Genomic DNA, 18,247 nt, shown 5'->3' with positions numbered 1-18,247 from the left:
ACGTTAAGTAAAATTGGCTGATAAAGTCAAGCCTAATCCAGCAGTGCGCGATCGCACAAGTTGCACTTTCCTAGCGCGTGGCTGGAGCGGAGGAACCAATTTTCGGGGCGAATCTCTACAGAATTAACAAGTAAAGTTAAAAATTGCCCAAGTTAAAAATTGAGCGTAATTATTAACTTTGAAGTCTTTAGAGAAGGACATCTCTCAGTCCTAGCCCGTCAGCTAACTTCGCAGGCATTGAGAAGAGACTGAAAAGCCAACTTTCTGAATAAGATGGTTTGGCTTCGTCAGTGTCTCAGGTTGGTATTGTTCAAGATTCTTGTACCTGCCCTGACTCTGAAGGAGAATTAAATGTCAGTACAACTTAATTTAGCTGCGATCGCCGTTGCCGGACAAGCAGCATGGAAACGAGCAAAACCCGTTATTATTAGAGATAATGTATTGCTGCCGGCGTTAGGTTTTTTGGGGATATTTGGTTTGTGGTGGATTGTTGCCAGCTTCAAAAGCGATTTAATTCCCACTCCATATCAAGCATTAATCGCTAATTTAGATTACATATTGCATCCATTTTACCAGCGCGGGCCCGGAGATTTAGGCATTGGTTGGCTGCTGCTGGCGAGTTTGCGACGGGTGTTGCTAGGATTTGGGTTGGGCGCAGTTGTGGCGATTCCCCTGGGATTTCTGATCGGGATGTCGAAACCGGCGATGATGGCGCTCAACCCGCTGATTCAAATCTTTAAACCGGTGTCGCCGCTGGCTTGGCTGCCGATCGCTCTATCAATCTTTAATTTAGCAGAACCGTCAGCAATTTTTGTCATATTTATTACGTCTTTGTGGCCGACAATTATCAACACAGCTTTAGGAGTCTCTAGCGTTTCCAAGGATTATCTGGATGTGGCGCGAGTATTGGAAATGCCGCGCTGGAGACGGATTACCAAGATAATTTTGCCTGCGAGTTTGCCCTACATTTTTACTGGTTTGCGGATTAGTTTGGGGATTGCTTGGCTGGTGATTGTGGCAGTGGAAATGCTGACTGGTGGTGTAGGAATTGGCTTTTTTGTGTGGGATGAGTGGAGCCGTTTAAATCTAAGTTCGGTATTTTTAGCGGTGTTTGTAATTGGTTTAACTGGATTGCTGCTGGATTGGGCAGTTGGCAAAATTCAGGAATTGGTAACGCATCGATCGATCGAGAGTCATTAGTCAAGAATCAAGAGTCATCAGTCAGCAGTCATTAGTCATTAGACTTCTTGTAAAAGTCGCTTTCCAATCTTGAAATTATCTGCGTTTATCTGTGTTTATCTGCCAGACATCTGCGGTTGACATATCAATCAAACATTTATGCAAGAAGTCTATTAGCTAAAACCTCATGGCTTTCGCTCGCGGACATTTAGAGATTAGGGATTGAGAATTAAATATGAATAACACATTTAATGAATGGAAGCGCCGAGAGTTTTTGCAAGGAATGGGGGCGGCGGCGGCGGGAATGGCTTTATCGGGTTGTGGAATAAACGCGGATCGATCGGCAAAAGGACTCACTGAAGAAGCCGAAGCTGTGCAGCCGATCGTCAATTCCCAAACCTTAGAAAAACCCAATCTCACCATAGGATACGTACCCGTTAACGATTGTGCACCATTTGCGATCGCCTGGAAGAAAGGATTTTTCCGTAAATACGGCTTAAACGTCAAACTCAACCGCGAAGCAAGCTGGGCAACCTCCCGCGACGGCCTGATTTTCGGGCGCCTCGACGCCTCGCCAGTCGTATCCGGTGCCGTCACCAACGCCCGCATTGGGGCCGAAGGAGCGCGCCACGCACCCCTGTGCGCGGCCATGACAATCCACCGCCACGGTAACGGGATGACGATGAACAAAGCGATGTGGGATTTCGGTTTGCGCCCGTGGCATGAATACAACGGCAATTTTGAAGAATTTGGCAAACAATTTCGCGCCTTTTTTGACAGTCAACCACCGGAAAACAAGGTTTGGGCAGTTGTCTTGAGTTCGGCGATTTACGAATACTTTGTCCGCTATATATCGGCGGCTGCGGGTATCGATCCGTTCAAAGAATTTCGGGTAATTATTGTGCCGCCGCCGCAGATGGTGACGAACATGAGAATTGGTGCGATGCAGGCTTACATGGTAGCTGAACCTTGGAATACGCGGGCAATTACAGGCAATTTGGGAGTGGGTTTTACCTTCGCGCAAGGCAAGGAAGTTTGGTTGGGACATCCCGATCGCGTTTTGGGAGTCATGCAATCATTCATTGACGAAAACCCGAAGACTTATTACTCGCTGGTTAAGGCGATGGTGGAAGCTTGTCAGTTTTGCAGCAAGCCGGAAAATCGCAGTGAAATAGCAGCACTGCTGACGGAGCGATCGTTTACGGGGGCAAAACCGAAAAAAGGGGCGATCGACAAATTTACGAAGCCGGGAATAGTTGGGGAATATAATTATGGTGGGTTTGATGAAAAAGACCGCACCATAACATCGGAAGATACAACTATTTTCTTTGATATTCCGAAGAACTTGCCTCAGATACCGGGAAATCATTCAACCTTTTTGTGGCAGTCTCATAGTATTTGGTTGATGACTCAAGCCGCCCGCTGGGGACACATTAAGGAGGTGCCGAAAAATGCCGATGAATTAGCTAAGAAAGCTTGGAGAACCGACCTTTATCGTAAGATTGTTGCCGAAATGGCGATCGATTGTCCCAAGGAAGATTATAAGATTGAACCTGCGGAAGTTTTTATTGACAAAAAAGCATTCGATCCCAGCGATCCGGTGGGTTATTTGAAGAGTTTTGAAATTCGAGCCGATCGCCCTCAATCTTTTTTTCAGTCTTAATGTTTGACTGCTTTGGCTTTTCCTAATATGCCGCCAGAGACTTAAGTCTCACAGCGAGTAGCTAAAGTCGGTTTCCACCGCCGGACGAAATTTGAGGATTTAAGCAGTCGCAGTTCAATTAAATTAACACTTTACTATTTTTCAGGAGAATAGCATGACTCAATTTACTTCTACATCTAACGCAACCAACGACAAAGTTAACAGTAAATTTACCGGATTTCTGGAAATAAATAACTTGTCCAAGTCGTACAAAACCGCTGATGGTAGTGGATTTAGCGTTTTGGAAAATATCAACTTAAGTATTGGGGAAAACGAATTTATTTCAGTAATCGGTCACTCGGGATGTGGCAAATCGACGCTGCTGAAAATAGTAGCAGGTTTGGAGCAACAAACTGCTGGAATCGTGACCCTCGAAGGCAAGGAAATTCGCAAACCGGGAGCCGATCGCATGATGGTATTCCAGCACTACGGATTGCTGCCTTGGTTAACGGTGCGGGAAAATATTCGGCTGGCAGTTGATGAAGTTTTGCAAAATCTCAACCGCCCGGAGAAAGTTAGCCTTGTCAACGAACACCTAGCAATGGTAAACTTAACAGCAGCAGCAGATAAATATCCCGATCAAATTTCAGGGGGCATGAAACAGCGGGTTGGGATTGCGCGAGCTCTCGCACTTCGCCCGAAGATGTTATTAATGGACGAACCGTTTGGAGCCCTGGATGCTCTGACTCGCGGCAAGTTGCAAAAGCAGGTGCTGGATATTTGGGAAAAGCACAGACAAGCTGCAATGATGATTACCCACGATGTGGACGAGGCAATCTATATGTCCGATCGCATTGTGTTGATGACAAATGGCCCGGCGGCGACAATCGGCGAGATTTTGGCAGTACCGTTTGCCCATCCGCGCGATCGCCAAGAGTTGCGGGAATCTCAGGAATATTACGAACTCCGCAACTACGCTTTGAATTTTCTCGATCGCTACTTTACTCAAGACGAATAACGCCTGACGAAGACACAGAAAAGTTCACTTAAGAGAGGTCAAGCCTGTGAATCTCAAAACAATTTTAGCGCGTTTTGAAAGTGCATTAGGATACCAAAACTTAACGGAAAAAATGGTGTTACTGCCGGAGCCAAAAGCACCAATTTCTAAAAAGTCAAAATTGACAAAGACGACAAAAGGTATCAACTTTATTGTCGGTTACAATAGCTCTCCTCAAAGTCAAACTGCTCTCGACATTACAATGTGGATGGCGCATCAAACTCGTTTGGTAACAACAAAAGAAGTCACGGTGCAAGTCGTCTACGTGCTCGATGAATCGCCCAGCAGTGATCACGAAGATACTTGTAGTTTGGGTGTAGAAACTCCCCGGGCGATCGGGCAAAAACCATCGGATTTAGAGGAAATATCTGCCCTGAAGTGTGCAGCACCTGCGATCGCTTTGCCTGCTGCGGAAATCCAATCGGTATCGCAGCGGGAAACTTGGATCGATCCGCCTTATTTTCGAGCAATTTTTTGTGGAAACAATGAGTATGAGGTAGCAGATAAATTGTTGTGGCAAGCCCGCTGTTTGGCTGAGGAATGGCGCGGTTTATTTAAAGCTCACTTGCGGATCGGCCGGGTAGCCACAGAATTGAGAAATGTCGTAGAATTAGAATCAGCAAATTTATTGTTTTTGGGCTGCAATTCTGCCAATCACCCGCTCGTCAAGCAACTGGGAAAAAAATTTCCCTGCTGCGTGCTCGGCATTCCTGAACAACTCAGCTATCCGAGGGATTTGGCACCTGAAGAAAGTTTGAGCAAGTTGCAGTTTGCTACAGCTATGCCTGCACGCTAAACGGGAACTTAGGCAAAACTACTATTATGTAAGGCGTGTGGCGTACTGAATACATAATAGTAGTTTTCTAAATCCGGATTAAATACTCTTTTTATTTCTTAATTTCTTAGTTTCTTAGAAAGCAATACGGTTTACTTAATATTGTCCGAAGAGAGGAACGAAGCAATCGCAGAGTTGATTTTTAATCGTATTTTACCCCTAGGAAGGTCTTAAGTCAACAGTATTGTCTTAGAAAGAAACTAATTTTTGTGTAAATGCAATGGGAAGATACGGTTATACCATTTTGACAAAAGATTGCTACACAATAAATTTCCTGTTCGTTTATTATACTGTTGTGAGAAGGTGCGGATTTGTTATATTGTCGATAGGTAGCTAGGGATTATTCGTGGCGGCGCACCCTACCATCTTCGTCTGTTAAAAAGCTCCGAAATTTTGTGTAAATGCCATGGGAAGAGACGGTTACTCTGTGATATCGCGTCCGGATTAACCGCACTACCAAAGGTTTGTAGTAAGGTTTGTAGTGCGGACTTCAGTCCGCTATAGGGCTGCCGAATAAATTCCGCACTACCAACTGAAATAAAAAAACGCAAAAAATGCACCCACTCCCGAAGGAAGTGGGTGCAAAAAAAAACCAACTGTATTTTTTTTAGCTAAGGAATGAAAAGTTAATAACTTACACTTTTATTCTTGTGGGATGGGCGTCTCGCCCGTCCCGAAAGGGCGGGCGAGACACCCCACAAACTTGTGTAAATTATTTAATTCGCGATCCTAAGAAGTCAAAAATCCCTTAATAGGCATCTTGCAATTCGTAAAAGTCGGGGGAAATGTAATCTTTCCGCAGCGGCCAGCCTACCCAATCTTCGTTCATCAAAATCCGTTTCAGATTCGGATGTCCTTCGTAGATAATGCCGTACATATCGTAGGATTCCCGTTCTTGGAAATCTGCTGCTTTCCAAATCCAGTAGACTGATGGTACTCTGGGATCGGAGCGGGGGATGAATACTTTGACCCGGACTTCTTCGGGATGGGAAGCATTATCTGTCAGCTTGGCCAAGTGGTAGACGCTGACTAAATATTCTCCAGGGCCTTGGTCGTAGGCGCACTGGCACTGCATATAATTGAAGCCGTAGGCGTACAGTGCTGTTGACATCGGAATTAGGAATTCTCGATCGACCTTTAGTATCTCTACACCCAAATTATCGGGCGCTAAAGCTTCGTGTTCAAAGCCATTCTGAGTCAACCACTGAGAAACCTTCCCAGCTTCAACAATCGCAGATTCTGTCTCAGCCACGTGGTACCTCCTGTTTTTGTACGGAAAGCAGGGCGGGCGGTACGGGCATTCCCATGGCTTCCGTCAATTCCTTGGGTGGGGCTATGCGGCCGGGAATTGACAAATATTTGCCGTCCAAAATGTCGTCTACTACTTTCATTTTGTGGGGTCTGGTGTAGTAGCGATGAGTCGGTAGCAAGTTTGCACGTTCTTGCATCGAGTCGTTGGCGATTTTTTTACGCAGTTTGATAATTGCGTCAATAATCGCTTCGGGACGGGGAGGACAGCCGGGGATGTAGACATCTACGGGAATCAGTTTGTCAACGCCTCTGACTGCTGTGGGGGAGTCTACGCTGAACATTCCGCCGGTGATCGTGCAGGCGCCCATGGCGATGACGTATTTGGGCTCGGGCATTTGTTCGTACAGCCGCACCAAGATGGGGGCGTACTTCATGGTAATTGTACCGGCGGTGATTAACAAGTCGGCTTGCCGCGGGCTCGATCGCGGTACTAAGCCGAATCTGTCAAAGTCAAAGCGCGATCCGATCAAAGCTGCAAACTCGATGAAGCAGCAAGCCGTGCCGTACAGCAGCGGCCACAGGCTCGAAAGTCTCGCCCAGTTATAGATGTCATCAACCGTGGTTAGGATGACGTTTTCTGATAGTTCGGATGTGACTTGCGGCCGCTCTGCGGGATTGACAATTAGGGATTTTTGTGATGTATCTGAACTTAAGACCATTCTAAGGCTCCTTTGCGCCACGCATAGACAAGAGCAATAACGAGGATCGTGATGAAAAACAAGGCTTCGATGAAAGCCAACAGTCCTAGCTGGTTGAAAGCAACCGCCCAAGGGTAAAGGAAGACGGTCTCTACGTCGAAGATGACGAAGACCAGGGCGAACATATAATATCGGATGTTGAACTGAATCCAGGCTCCGCCGATCGGCTCGACGCCAGATTCGTAGGTAGTGCGTCGGTCGTAGGGACGACTTTTGGGCCGCAGTACCTTAGACGCCGTGAGGGCGAGGATAGGCACTAGGCTCGAAATTAACAGGAAGCCTAAGAAATACTCGTAGCCGCTAAGTGCAAACACGGTGAATGATTACTGCCTCTGTGAAAGGGTTCTGTAACTTGTCTTTACATTATATAGATTTTGGGTAGCTAAAATTACGAGTTGATCGAGATTAACGGTACATTTTCTGCAATAATTTTTAATGTATATTTTAAGATTAGCTGACCTACTCTTTTGGAGCTATGAGCGATCCAGCCACTGAGACTAAAACCCTTGACCGGCACGAGTGCCGCGCCTGCGGCTACGTCTACAATCCGAAAAAGGGCGATCCTAAAATTGATATTGCCCCGGGCACGGCTTTTGAAGATTTGCCCATGACTTGGGTCTGTCCCGTTTGCGCGGCGCGCAAGCCGATGTTTCAAAACCTCGGTCAGCAGGAAGGAGTTTCGGGATTTAAGGCAAATCAGCGCTACGGTGTCGGTGTGAACGGCATGACTGAAGGTCAGAAAAGTTTGCTAATTTTTGGCGGCTTGGTCGTTGGTTTCTTGTTGTTACTTAGTATGTATGGTTTGCAGTAAAACGATTGTGAGATTTTGGCAACGAATTGTAATGTTATTGGCGGCTGCACTCATCTGTACGAGTTGCAGCACGATCGGTTCTGTGAGTTACAACCCCTGGCAGGTGATTTCCTTGCCGACGTCCGCTAATTTGCAGGATATTGCCTTTACGGGTAATGACGATCGCCACGGCTGGGTTGTCGGTTCGGAGGCGACTTTGTTTGAAACCACCGACGGCGGGACTAACTGGAAGCCGATGGCTCTAGATATTGATGAGCCGAGGTCGCGTTTCTCGTCGGTGAGTTTTTCGGGTTCCGAAGGCTGGATAGTCGGCCAGCCTTCGGTTTTGCTCCACACGAACGATGAGGGCAAATCTTGGACGCGGATTGCTTTGAGCTCTCAGTTACCGGGTTCTCCAAGTACGATCGCAGCTATTGGCCCAAATACGGCTGACATGACGACGGATGTCGGAGCAATTTACCGGACTTCTGATGGCGGCAAAAATTGGAAAGCGATCGTCCAAGATTCTTTTGGGGTAGTTCGCAATATCAACCGTTCAGAAGACGGGCAGTATGTTGCGGTATCCTCGAAAGGCAATTTCTACTCGGTGTGGAAACCAGGACAAGAATCTTGGGAACCCCACAACCGCAACAGTTCTCGCCGCCTGCAAAATATGGGCTTTACCAAGGACGGGCGTTTGTGGATGCTCGCCCGCGGCGGTCAAATTCAGTTTAGCGATCCGTCGAATCCTGAAGGTTGGGGAAAACCGTTTTTTCCCGATCGCAAGGCGAGTTGGGGTTTGCTAGACATGGCTTACCGAACTGATAATGAAGTTTGGGTAGCCGGTGGTGGCGGTAATTTGCTGTGCAGTTTGGACGGCGGGAAAACTTGGCAAAAAGACCGCGAAGTTGAAGATGTTCCTGCTAATTTTTACAGGATTGTCTTTATGGGCCCCGATCGCGGATTTATTATCGGAGCCAGCGGTACTCTACTGAAATATCAAGGTTCAGCGCAAGCTGCTTGATAGTAGAATAGTAATAGAGATTGTCTGTCGATTTGTTGTTGAAAGGAGGATTCTACATGGCCGGTACAACTGGAGAACGTCCGTTTGGGGACATTATTACAAGTATCCGTTATTGGGTAATTCACAGCATCACCATTCCAGCTTTATTTGTTGCTGGATGGCTGTTTGTGCAAACGGGTTTGGCTTACGATGCTTTCGGAACTCCTCGCCCCAACCAGTATTTCACACCGCAGCGCGAAGAAGTGCCGATTATCTCGGATCGCTTTGAAGCTAAGAAACAAGTTGATCAGTTCATTGCCAAGTAATTTAACAAGGAGTTGGAAAAATGACTAGCAGAACGCCAAACAATGAGCCGATTTCGTATCCGATTTTTACGGTACGCTGGTTGGCAGTTCATACTTTAGGTGTCCCAACAATTTTCTTTTTGGGCGCGATCGCAGCAATGCAATTTATTCAACGATAGGAGTTTACAATGCCTGAGCGCGTTCCCAATCCCAACGAGCAGCCCGTCGAGTTAAATCGGACTTCCCTATATTTGGGTTTGTTGATGATTTTTACTCTGGGTATTTTGTTCTCCAGTTATTTCTTTAATTAACTGGTGACGCGAGTTTGATGTCTGTAGTTCGATCGAATTTGTTTTGCTGTGAATTAGTGAGGTGACGGCTATGTTTAGTGAAAGTGGCAGAATTCCATTGTGGCTGGTAGCTACTGTCGCAGGCCTCGGTGCTCTGAGCATTTTGGCTCTTTTCTTCTACGGCGCTTATGCCGGTTTGGGTTCTTCGATGTAAGGACAATTTGGCATATTTTTATGCCTCTAACCCCCCTTTTTTAAGGGGGGTTTTAATTATAAAAGAAGGAAGAAGGAAGAAGAAAGAAGGAAGAAGGAAGAAGGATATATAGCGGTTCTCGCTCTGGATGAGGTAGGCGAGATTCTGCGAATTCGGGTTGAGATCACGAGTTTTTACATCCAGAAACCAGAACAATAGGCACAAGCAATTACCTTTTTCCAAATTAGCACACATACCTCATATGAGAGCTGGAAAGGCTATAGACTGCAAGGGCTTCAGCAATTAAGAACGCGATCGCCCTCAGGCGGATTTGTGAGAGTGAAAGTGTTGATTATTTAGCAAATTTATAAGATTTTGGTGCAACGATCGCAGTGCTAACTTTTGGGCGGGGTGGAAATTTGCGACAATGAGCAGATTAATTGGCAGATTAATGCACTTGGACGACATGGGGTCGGGTTTAAAACGAGTATCGCAGCAGCAAGTCGGTTAAAACGACGGAAACATGATTAATGTTGAGTTTGATTGGAGATGATGCGGGGGCGCTGGCTGCGTGTGGGATCGGGCTGCGCGATCGCTCGAATCTTGACTCGCTCCGGATTGGTGGTCGTTAGAATAGCATTAGGAAGGAGTAGGAAATATTTGTATAGTTATGACTGCTGTTGCTGCAAAACGCTTTACTATCGCTGAATATCACCGCCTGGGTGAATTGGGTTTTTTTGAACCGCACGATCGGGTAGAGTTGATTAGAGGAGAAATCGTACTGCTGCCACAAAATACAACATTCCACTCGGATTGCTATGCTAATTTGGTTGATTCTCTAGTTATACTTTTGGGCGATCGCGCGATCGTGCGGGGACAACAACCGATTATTTTGTATGGTGAGAGCGAAACTGTGCCGGATGCGGTAGTTGCTCGCAATCGAGCTGATGATTATTTGGCTTCTACACCGGAACCTGCGGATATTTTGTTGGTAGTTGAGATTGCTGGTGCGACTTTGAGTTACGCTCAGAGGGAAAAATTATCGGTTTATGCTGAAGATGGCATCTCGGATTACTGGATATTGAATTTAGTCGATAATTGCCTAGAAATTTATCACGATCCGTATCAAGATAATCAAGGTAGGTTTGGTTACAGGTTGAAAAGAATTGTTTTGCCGCATGAAACGGTGGGAATGCTGTGTTTCCCAGATTTTTGTCTTGATTTATCGAGGATATTTCCGGCGCCGGATGATGTTTAATATGATTGAGAAGCTGTCTTTTGGCATAACTATAGTAAAGTTAGATCCTGCGGACTTGAGTTTTATGTTGAGGCTGTTAGTCGAAAATTGCTTGCATTCCTCACGACGATCGAACAAATTTGATGTTTGGTGATGAATCGGGGAAGTCTCAGGTTGACCACCACCACCCGAAATTTACATATAACTTATCGTAGTTCTCAGAAATATGAGTTAGGTTTGGGGTAATCGGGAAAAAGGTAATTCGGAATTGGCAATCACCGAAAAGCTGGGGCTTGGGCATCTAGTGTCGTGATTTCTTACCAATCACCAATTACCATAAGCCGGCCTCATCTTTTTAAGAAAGACTATAAATGAGTCTGTAAGCCAGATGTTTGGTGTCTGTAGGATTCGCACCACTGCCAAAATTGCTCCCAAAATCGCCTCTTGGTGCGGGACGGATTGTGAAAATAGCCAAAAGTTGCGAGTAGAATGGTGCAAGAGCCGATCGCTCGATCGTAGTCCATAGCGAAATATGACCCCACCGCAGCCGCCCCGCAAACCTCAAACCGTCTTGGGTGCGATTACCCAAGCAGTCCAGACAATTGCTAAGGTTAATTTTAACCAGCTAGCCCTGAAACCGAATGCCAAAGTACCCGAACTCTGGGTGCAGGATGCGGGTGCAGCTAAAGCTGAGGTATATCCGCTATTGGGCGATCGATATTTGTTAGGTCGATCGTCCAAAGCTTCAGATATTGTAGTTCGCAACCCCGTTGTTAGTCACGTCCACCTATCCCTAGCACGGGATACTCGACGGCGCACACCTTTTGTAATCAAAGACGAAGACTCTACAAACGGCATTTACAGGGGAAAAAGACGAATTAAAAGTATGTCCCTGCGTCACGGAGACGTGTTCACATTAGGCCCACCGGAACTCGCCGCCGCCGTTAGAGTTCAGTACGTAGATCCGCCACCTTGGTATTTAGAATTTTTGCGCTACAGCTTTTACGGTGTCAGCGGAATCACCACTCTAATCGCTATTTTGGTTGGTGTTGAATCAACTAAGTTTCAAGTACGGCCTCTACCGAGAAGCATTAATGGGCCCGTGATAGTTTACGCCCGCGACGGTCAAACTCCGCTGCGTCCTCCTCAGAATAACGCTCACTTAGAATTAAAGAAATTGCAGGATTTTTCGCCTTATTTATCCAAGGCGGTACTGGCTTCGGAAGACAGCCGCTACAACTGGCACGTAGGGGTAGATCCGCTGGGGATTTTGCGGGCGCTATTGACAAATGTTCGCGGGGGAGGAATTCGCGAAGGTGGCAGCACTTTGACGCAGCAGTTAGCGAGGAGTTTGTTTCGAGATTATGTAGGTACTCAAGATTCGGGGGGACGCAAGTTCCGGGAAGCCGTGGTTGCGTTGAAACTGGAGACTTATTACAGCAAAGATGAGCTGTTGCTGACTTATTTAAATCGAGTGTTTTTGGGAATTGACCTCTACGGTTTTGAGGATGCGTCTCGATTTTATTTTGCCAAGTCGGCGAAGGACTTGAGTTTGTCTGAGGCGGCGACTTTGGCGGGTATTTTGCCCGGGCCAAACAGTTTCAATCCGATTCAAAATTATCAGTTGGCGGTGCAGTATCGCGATCGGGTAATCGAACGAATGCGCGCGATGGGGACAGTTTCTCAGGAAGAAGCCGATCGCGCGAGGCGATCGCGAATTGACATCAATCCCAAAGCCCGCCAATACCTCCAAAGTACGATCGCGCCTTATTTCTACAATTATGTCTTTGACGAATTGGAGTTTTTGTTGGGGGAGCAGTTAGCCAGAGAAGGGAATTTTATTGTAGAAACAGGCTTGAATCCCAGCCTGCAAAAAGTAGCTGAAGCTTCCCTCAAAAATGCCGTCGAAAATGCGGGAGCGAGTGCAGGTTTTTCTCAAGGAGCCGTCGTAACTCTCAATACTAAAACAGGAGAAGTCTTAGCTTTAGTTGGGGGCGTAGATTACTTGCAAAGTCAGTTTAATCGGGCAACCCAAGCATTGAGACAGCCCGGTTCTACATTTAAGATTTTCACCTATACAGCCGCCCTAGAACGCGGCATACCAGCCAGCAAAACTTATTCTTGCGAGCCACTTTCCTGGGGGGGACAAAGTTACAACGGCTGCGCCAGAACCAGCGGTAGTGCGGATATGTATCGGGGTTTAGCACAGTCGGAAAATCCCGTTGCTTTGAGAGTCGCCCAAGATGTCGGTTTAGACAATGTAGTGGAGATGGCGAGACGTTTGGGAATTACATCTCCCCTGCGTTCTGCCCCTGGTTTGGTATTAGGTGAAAGTGAAGTTAATGTATTGCAATTAACGGGTGCGTTCGGAGTTTTAGCGAATCGGGGTTTGGGGAATCGCCCCCACGTAATCAAGCGAATTATTGATAGCAGCGACTGCAAAGATCGAAATGATTTTAAAAGTTGTCGGGTGATTTATGATTATCAAAAAGATGGCGTTGCTAACCGGCAGTTAGTTTCTGAAGGGGTAGCGGATACGATGACTGATATGCTGCAAGGAGTTGTCCGGGGAGGTACTGGTAGCAGTGCTGCTTTGGGGTTGGGAGAAGCTGGAAAAACAGGCACAACTAATGATAATAAAGATTTGTGGTTTGTTGGTTATATTCCCAGCGAGCAAATGGTGACAGGAGTTTGGTTGGGAAATGATGATAATTCTCCGACTGGCGGAGGTAGTGCAAATGCTGCTCAGTTGTGGGGAGAATATATGCGGCAGGTGGCGCGTTGAAAATAGGTTCGTAGTGAGGACTTTAGTCCTTCTTTTCCACTTTTGTAGGGTGTGTCGCCATCAACAATCCGTAAATTAAATCGACAATCTCATGGCGACGCACCTTAAATAATAGTTGAGGAAACAAACCAACAATTGTTGTGTAGCACTTTTTTGACAACTGGTATAATATCACATCCGGTCGATTACCATAACACAAACGGTTTGTAGTGTGGACTTTAGTCCGCAGTATGTTGCGGACTAAAGTCCACACTACGAACGCTCAATTGTGTTTGTCAGGTGCGTCGCTATGAGATTGTCTGTCTTGTTTGGAGATTTTTCAAGGGCGACACACCCTACAACTACTTCCGTAGATTCTGCCCCAATTATTCCGCTGATTTTACAATCTGGGAAACAGGCCGACAGCCTGACAATATTGAGTGCAAATTGACGACATTTCCGATTACGGCGATCGCAGGTGCGGAAAATCCAGCGGCCTCAACTTGCTCTACAATTGTACTCAAAGTGCCGATCAATTCTTCTTGTTCCGGGCGCGTTCCCCAGCGCACTAAGGCTATGGGCGTTTCTGCACTCAATTCGGCTGCTGTTAATTCGCCGACTATATAAGGTAAATTGTGGATTCCCATGTATACTACAATGGTTTCGGAGCCACGGGCGATCGCCTGCCAATTTACCTCTGGCCGATATTTTCCCGCTGATTCGTGGCCGGTGACAAAGGTGACTGACGAACTGTACGATCGATGTGTCAGAGGAATTCCCGCATAAGCCGGGGCCGCAATCCCAGAAGTGACACCGGGTACAACTTCTACAGAAACTCCAGCTTTGACCAAATCTTCCATTTCTTCGCCGCCGCGCCCGAAAATAAATGGATCGCCGCCTTTGAGACGAACTACGATCGCATTATCTTGAGCTTTTTCGATCATTAGCTGAGTAGTTTCGTCCTGCATTAACGAGTGACGCCCTTTGCGTTTGCCGGCATCGATTCGTTCTGCTTGGGGGTTGATGACTGCCAAAATTTGAGGGCTGACTAAGGCGTCGTAAATCACCACATCTGCACACTCTAACAGAGCTTTTCCCTTTAAAGTCATCAAGCCCGGATCTCCGGGGCCTGCACCTACTAAATACACTTTACCTAAAGACATTTTTCTGGATTCCTTTACGTCTTCTGTGTCTCTGCGGTTCATTTTTGAATTAAATTATGAATTAAGTCTGCTAATTCTACACTTGCGCCTAGAGGATTTGCGAGATGAAGCTCTGCTGTGGGAAATTGCTGCTGTAGCTGATCGACATTTTTGGCGATCGCATCTGTAATTCCTCCATTAAACAAGAAGTATGGCACAATTCCTATTTGCTGCTGTCCACCGCGAACTAAATTGTCGATTTGTTCTGACAAACTCGGCTTTACCGACCAATAAGCTGTCTCTGCACTGAGTTGGCTGGCGATTTCTTCAACTGTCGAGTTACCTCCGGGGCGGCGGCTACCGTGGGATAGTAAAATCCATTTTGGCGATAACAAATTGGGGAGAAAAGCTACTGCTTGCATCTGAGTTTTTAGCAAGTTTGTTAAGCCTGCTGCTTGAGTACCTAAATGCGGGCGCACTTCTATTTTTAGTTTGGAACCAAAAGTTTTTTGGGCAATTTCCACCTCTGTCGGGATGTCGTCGGCGACATGAACTCCCGGTAATAGAAATACAGGGAGAATTTGCAATTCTGTCAGTCCGAGGGAAAGGGTATGTTCCCCAAAATTGCTAATTTGTTCGTGGAGTGGCGCGGGGCCGAGTTCTAGGGTAGCGGTGGCTACTGCGGAGAACGAGTCAGGCAATTTTTGAGACAGCAGTTGACTTAGATTTTCCAAACCTAGTTGGGGTCTGGGGTCGCGGCTGCCGTGGGAAACTAATAAATAGGTCGATCGCAATTTCAATATGGATGTGATGTTTATGTTCGATGATGATTTCAAATAATTATAACACCAGAGGGTGCGTGAGATCAGGCAGATTAGACGGCGGTTGAAACCGCGTCTACACAAACGATGTCCGCCTCCGCGGACTGAAGATAAGATCAGACGTGCGGTTGAAACCGCCCGGTATTCAACCCGCGGAGGCGCGTGAGTGTTTGTGTAGACGCGGTTTCTAACCGCCCTGTCTTCTTCAACCCGCGGAGGCGCGTGAGTGTTTGTGTAGACGCGGTTTCTAACCGCCTTGTCTTCTTCAACTAACCGCCCGGTTTTCTAGCAATTTCAACTACAATTCTTGTCGCATTCGGTTAATTTTGCTGACAGGGCATCGAGGTGCCGCAGCCACTGAATGCCGCCTACCCAACTGCGATATGGGAGGTGTCCGATTGGTGCTTGCTGAGTAAATTTAACTTTTCCTGGACTGGTAGTTGAATTGTATGTTGGCCAGTTTACCCGATCGCAAAATCTGACATAATCTCCCTTGACACTTTCGTAGATTTGCTTTTGGACGCTGAAGCCAAACCGACCTTGACTGTAGTGCAGCCACAGGCGATCGACTGTTTGCAAATCTTCGCATGGTAACTTATAAATTTGGCTGACTTCTAGCTGAGTTCCCGGTGTCAGCGACAGACACTGACACATTACAGCCCAAGTTTCGCGATCGGCTTCTTTCCACTTTTTTGTTGACAAAAAATACCGCAGTTTGGTATAATCAACTCCCGCTGCTGAAATCATGGTAAAATCAAAATCTGAAATCGCAGATGAGGAAACAGTTTCTGCGTAATTGGCGACTAATTTCGGTGCTAAAACTGGATACTCAGTAGCTGGAAGCACTTTTAAATAAGAAATTATTTTGGTATCAATGAGATTAAGAACTATCGGATTTTCTTGCGAAACAGAATCAGGATCGCGCACATCTAAAACTGCCTTAATATCTTGCAAAACTTCCTCGGCAAAACTGTAGCGCTGAGCAAGATGAGTGTGCAGCAATTTATCTAAAATTTCACCTAAATCGGCCCTAATAGTCGTACCTTTGGGGAGAAACTCTCGCCAGTACCAGCGCTCGGTTTTATAATCATACATATCCAACGGCGGAACCTGCGTCATCAGGCGAATGCAAGTAACACCTAAACTGTAAAGGTCGCTAGCAGGAAATACTTTACCGCGCATTTGTTCGGGGGCGACATAATCTTGACTTCCGATGAGGGTTGCTGAACGGAGTAAAGCTGAATCAGTCAGCAATTTGGCAATGCCAAAATCGATTAATACGAGTTTGTTGTCGGACAGGCGGCGGATAATATTTTCCGGTTTGACATCGCGGTGAATGACGCGCTTGTCGTGGATGAATTGCAGCACGGGTAATAGGTCTTGCAGCAGTTGCCAAATTTGATTTTCATCGCAGACACTCTGGTCTAATTCTTGCTTGAGAGTCGGCCCATCTATAAACTCTTGAACTAAATAAATATGACTTTCTTGTTCAAAAGCTGCTAATAATGTGGGAATTTGCGGGTGTTTTCCCAATTCGTCTAAACGGACTGCTTCTTGGTGGAATAATTCAACAGCTTTCTTGAAGATTTCGGGATCGCGGTCATGAAAATAAAATTGCTTGACAGCGCAGCGTGGTTGTGATGGAATGTCTTCATCAATGGCAAGGAAAGTTTTGCCGAATCCGCCTTTACCTAAGACTTGAATTGGGCGATACCGCTGTCTCAATAACAGATTAAAGCCACAGTTTAAGCAAAGTTCTGCGGTGTTGGGGTTTTCGGGTTTTTGACATTCTGGATTTACGCAGTAACTCATATTGATTTGGGATTTTTTTTAAACGAACCGCGAAGGCGCTAGGGTACTAAGGAACAAGAGGAGAAGGAAGACGGAATTCATGCAGATGCAGATGGCGGTTGAAACCGCGTCTATAGAACCCATTTGACATCTTTGAGTTTTTGGGTTGGGTGACGAGAAATACCTAGATTAACCCGGTTTCTGAGATTTACGCCCGGGGCAAGAAACCGGGTTTCTACGAGTTTTTGGGTTGGTCACGAGAAATACCGAGAGAAACCCGGTTTCTGAGATTTACGCAGAATAGATCTCAAATGGGTTCTATACAAACGATTTCCACTCGCCTGCGGTCTCTAAAGAAGATAATGTTATTTTAACCGCCTGGTCTTCAACCCGGGAAGTCCGCGTGAGTGTTTGACAAGAAGCGGTTTTAACCCCCCGGTTTTCTGGGGCGCGGAATTATTGCTGTTGGCGAAGCCCGCCGGAGGCTAGGCCAACGAAGACGATCGCCCAAACCGACTATTGTGCTAAACTCACGCTGTATTGGGAATTTGAAGCGCAAGCGATCGGTCTGGTTCAGGGAGGCTGAAAAATATTTTTGCTTTACCCCTAGACTTGTGCTGGAATATAGTGCTATAGTTAGAAACGTTATGGCGAGTGTAGCCAAGTGGTTAAGGCAGTGGTTTGTGGTACCACCATTCGTGGGTTCAATTCCCATCATTCGCCCTTTTAATTTGATTGTGCAAACACAGACGCCCGTTGGGTGCATCGCCTCCGCGACGGCGGTTGAAACCGCGTCTACACAAACAATGTCCGCCTCCGCGGACTGAAGAAGGTGACAAGATTTTTATCGTCTTCGTCTTCAACCCGCGGAGGCGGGTTTCGTCTGTGTAGACGCGGTTTCTAACCGCCGGGTCTTCTGAAGAAGGTAACGTGATTTTTATTGCCCGGTCTTCGTCTTCAACCCGCGGAGGCGGGTTTCGTCTGTGTAGACGCGGTTTCTAACCGCCGGGTCTTCTTAACCGGTGCTTAACCGGTGCGATGCACACCTACAAATTCAATTGGTGGGCGATGCACACCCTACGAATCTATAGAACCGATTTGACATCTTTGAGTTTTTGGGTTGGGTGACGAGAAATACCGAGATTAACCCGGTTTCTGAGATTTACGCGCGGGGCAAGAAACCGGGTTT

The 18,247-nt window shown here is 46.6% G+C and carries 18 protein-coding genes, 1 tRNA gene and 1 riboswitch; of the genes, 13 read left to right on the top strand and 6 right to left on the bottom strand.

Features of this window, described 5'->3' with window-relative positions; translation table 11 throughout:
- Positions 1-20: 20 nt before the first annotated feature.
- Positions 21-252, top strand: a riboswitch (cyclic di-AMP (ydaO/yuaA leader).
- A 99-nt stretch (positions 253-351) separates the two neighbouring features.
- The 4 genes from ntrB to QZW47_RS16540 all read left to right on the top strand — a co-directional run bounded on the left by ntrB (position 352) and on the right by QZW47_RS16540 (position 4,674).
- A complete protein-coding gene (gene ntrB, locus QZW47_RS16555) occupies positions 352-1,200 on the top strand; it encodes a nitrate ABC transporter permease (protein ID WP_293128726.1) in 849 nt (282 codons plus the stop codon).
- A 214-nt stretch (positions 1,201-1,414) separates the two neighbouring features.
- Positions 1,415-2,842: an ABC transporter substrate-binding protein gene (locus QZW47_RS16550; RefSeq protein ID WP_293128724.1), complete on the top strand. Its 1,428-nt coding sequence runs from the start codon at positions 1,415-1,417 to the stop codon at positions 2,840-2,842.
- Between the two features lie 154 nt (positions 2,843-2,996).
- A complete protein-coding gene (locus tag QZW47_RS16545; RefSeq protein ID WP_293128722.1) occupies positions 2,997-3,839 on the top strand; it encodes a nitrate ABC transporter ATP-binding protein in 843 nt (280 codons plus the stop codon).
- A 46-nt stretch (positions 3,840-3,885) separates the two neighbouring features.
- Positions 3,886-4,674 carry a universal stress protein gene (locus QZW47_RS16540; protein WP_293128720.1) on the top strand — a complete coding sequence of 263 codons (789 nt, stop codon included), beginning with the start codon at positions 3,886-3,888 and terminating at the stop codon, positions 4,672-4,674.
- A gap of 787 nt (positions 4,675-5,461) precedes the next feature.
- Here the strand turns inward: QZW47_RS16540 and QZW47_RS16535 are convergent.
- The 3 genes from QZW47_RS16535 to ndhC are packed head-to-tail and all read right to left on the bottom strand — an operon-like array spanning position 5,462 to position 7,036.
- Entirely contained in the window at positions 5,462-5,965 is a 504-nt protein-coding gene (locus QZW47_RS16535) for an NAD(P)H-quinone oxidoreductase subunit J (RefSeq protein ID WP_293128718.1), read from the bottom strand.
- A complete protein-coding gene (gene ndhK / locus QZW47_RS16530) occupies positions 5,958-6,683 on the bottom strand; it encodes a photosynthetic/respiratory NAD(P)H-quinone oxidoreductase subunit K (RefSeq protein WP_293128716.1) in 726 nt (241 codons plus the stop codon). The genes QZW47_RS16535 and ndhK overlap by 8 nt, the downstream gene beginning before the upstream one ends.
- Positions 6,674-7,036, bottom strand: a complete 363-nt coding sequence (gene ndhC / locus QZW47_RS16525) for a photosynthetic/respiratory NAD(P)H-quinone oxidoreductase subunit C (protein WP_006635500.1) — start codon at positions 7,034-7,036, stop codon at positions 6,674-6,676. The genes ndhK and ndhC overlap by 10 nt, the downstream gene beginning before the upstream one ends.
- A 161-nt stretch (positions 7,037-7,197) precedes the next feature.
- On the opposite strand from ndhC, the gene QZW47_RS16520 reads away from it, so the two are divergent.
- The 8 genes from QZW47_RS16520 to QZW47_RS16485 all read left to right on the top strand — a co-directional run bounded on the left by QZW47_RS16520 (position 7,198) and on the right by QZW47_RS16485 (position 13,325).
- Positions 7,198-7,533 carry a rubredoxin gene (locus tag QZW47_RS16520; RefSeq protein ID WP_293128711.1) on the top strand — a complete coding sequence of 112 codons (336 nt, stop codon included), beginning with the start codon at positions 7,198-7,200 and terminating at the stop codon, positions 7,531-7,533.
- The gene (locus QZW47_RS16515) at positions 7,520-8,536 is read left to right on the top strand and encodes a photosynthesis system II assembly factor Ycf48 (protein ID WP_293128709.1); all 1,017 of its coding nucleotides are present in this window, start codon (positions 7,520-7,522) and stop codon (positions 8,534-8,536) included. The genes QZW47_RS16520 and QZW47_RS16515 overlap by 14 nt, the downstream gene beginning before the upstream one ends.
- Positions 8,537-8,592: 56 nt before the next feature.
- The gene (psbE, locus tag QZW47_RS16510; RefSeq protein ID WP_293128707.1) at positions 8,593-8,841 is read left to right on the top strand and encodes a cytochrome b559 subunit alpha; all 249 of its coding nucleotides are present in this window, start codon (positions 8,593-8,595) and stop codon (positions 8,839-8,841) included.
- Between the two features lie 20 nt (positions 8,842-8,861).
- The gene (psbF, locus tag QZW47_RS16505; RefSeq protein WP_006635504.1) at positions 8,862-8,999 is read left to right on the top strand and encodes a cytochrome b559 subunit beta; all 138 of its coding nucleotides are present in this window, start codon (positions 8,862-8,864) and stop codon (positions 8,997-8,999) included.
- A gap of 9 nt (positions 9,000-9,008) precedes the next feature.
- Complete coding sequence (locus QZW47_RS16500; RefSeq protein ID WP_106146846.1) at positions 9,009-9,131, top strand: photosystem II reaction center protein L; 123 nt, start codon at positions 9,009-9,011, stop codon at positions 9,129-9,131.
- Positions 9,132-9,201: 70 nt separating this feature from the next.
- Positions 9,202-9,324 (top strand): photosystem II reaction center protein J, encoded by a 123-nt coding sequence (locus tag QZW47_RS16495; protein WP_293128692.1) that lies wholly within the window; start codon positions 9,202-9,204, stop codon positions 9,322-9,324.
- A gap of 649 nt (positions 9,325-9,973) precedes the next feature.
- Positions 9,974-10,561, top strand: coding sequence for a Uma2 family endonuclease (locus tag QZW47_RS16490; protein ID WP_293128690.1), 588 nt, complete (start codon positions 9,974-9,976; stop codon positions 10,559-10,561).
- 511 nt (positions 10,562-11,072) lie between these two features.
- Positions 11,073-13,325 (top strand): transglycosylase domain-containing protein, encoded by a 2,253-nt coding sequence (locus QZW47_RS16485; RefSeq protein WP_293128688.1) that lies wholly within the window; start codon positions 11,073-11,075, stop codon positions 13,323-13,325.
- Positions 13,326-13,690: 365 nt separating this feature from the next.
- Here the strand turns inward: QZW47_RS16485 and cobA are convergent, their stop codons facing one another.
- From cobA to QZW47_RS16470, 3 genes are all read right to left on the bottom strand, one after another.
- The gene (cobA, locus tag QZW47_RS16480; protein WP_293128686.1) at positions 13,691-14,509 is read right to left on the bottom strand and encodes a uroporphyrinogen-III C-methyltransferase; all 819 of its coding nucleotides are present in this window, start codon (positions 14,507-14,509) and stop codon (positions 13,691-13,693) included.
- Positions 14,506-15,282 carry a sirohydrochlorin chelatase gene (locus QZW47_RS16475; protein WP_366930888.1) on the bottom strand — a complete coding sequence of 259 codons (777 nt, stop codon included), beginning with the start codon at positions 15,280-15,282 and terminating at the stop codon, positions 14,506-14,508. Before QZW47_RS16475 ends, cobA begins: the two co-directional genes overlap by 4 nt.
- A 279-nt stretch (positions 15,283-15,561) precedes the next feature.
- The gene (locus QZW47_RS16470; protein WP_293128684.1) at positions 15,562-17,079 is read right to left on the bottom strand and encodes a serine/threonine-protein kinase; all 1,518 of its coding nucleotides are present in this window, start codon (positions 17,077-17,079) and stop codon (positions 15,562-15,564) included.
- Between the two features lie 629 nt (positions 17,080-17,708).
- Between QZW47_RS16470 and QZW47_RS16465 the strand changes: the two genes are divergently transcribed.
- Positions 17,709-17,781 (top strand) — tRNA-His (locus QZW47_RS16465).
- Positions 17,782-18,247 lie beyond the last annotated feature (466 nt).

Source organism: Microcoleus sp. bin38.metabat.b11b12b14.051 (genome assembly GCF_013299165.1).
Lineage (GTDB): Bacteria > Cyanobacteriota > Cyanobacteriia > Cyanobacteriales > Microcoleaceae > Microcoleus.
This window is presented reverse-complemented; position numbering and strand designations above follow the sequence as displayed.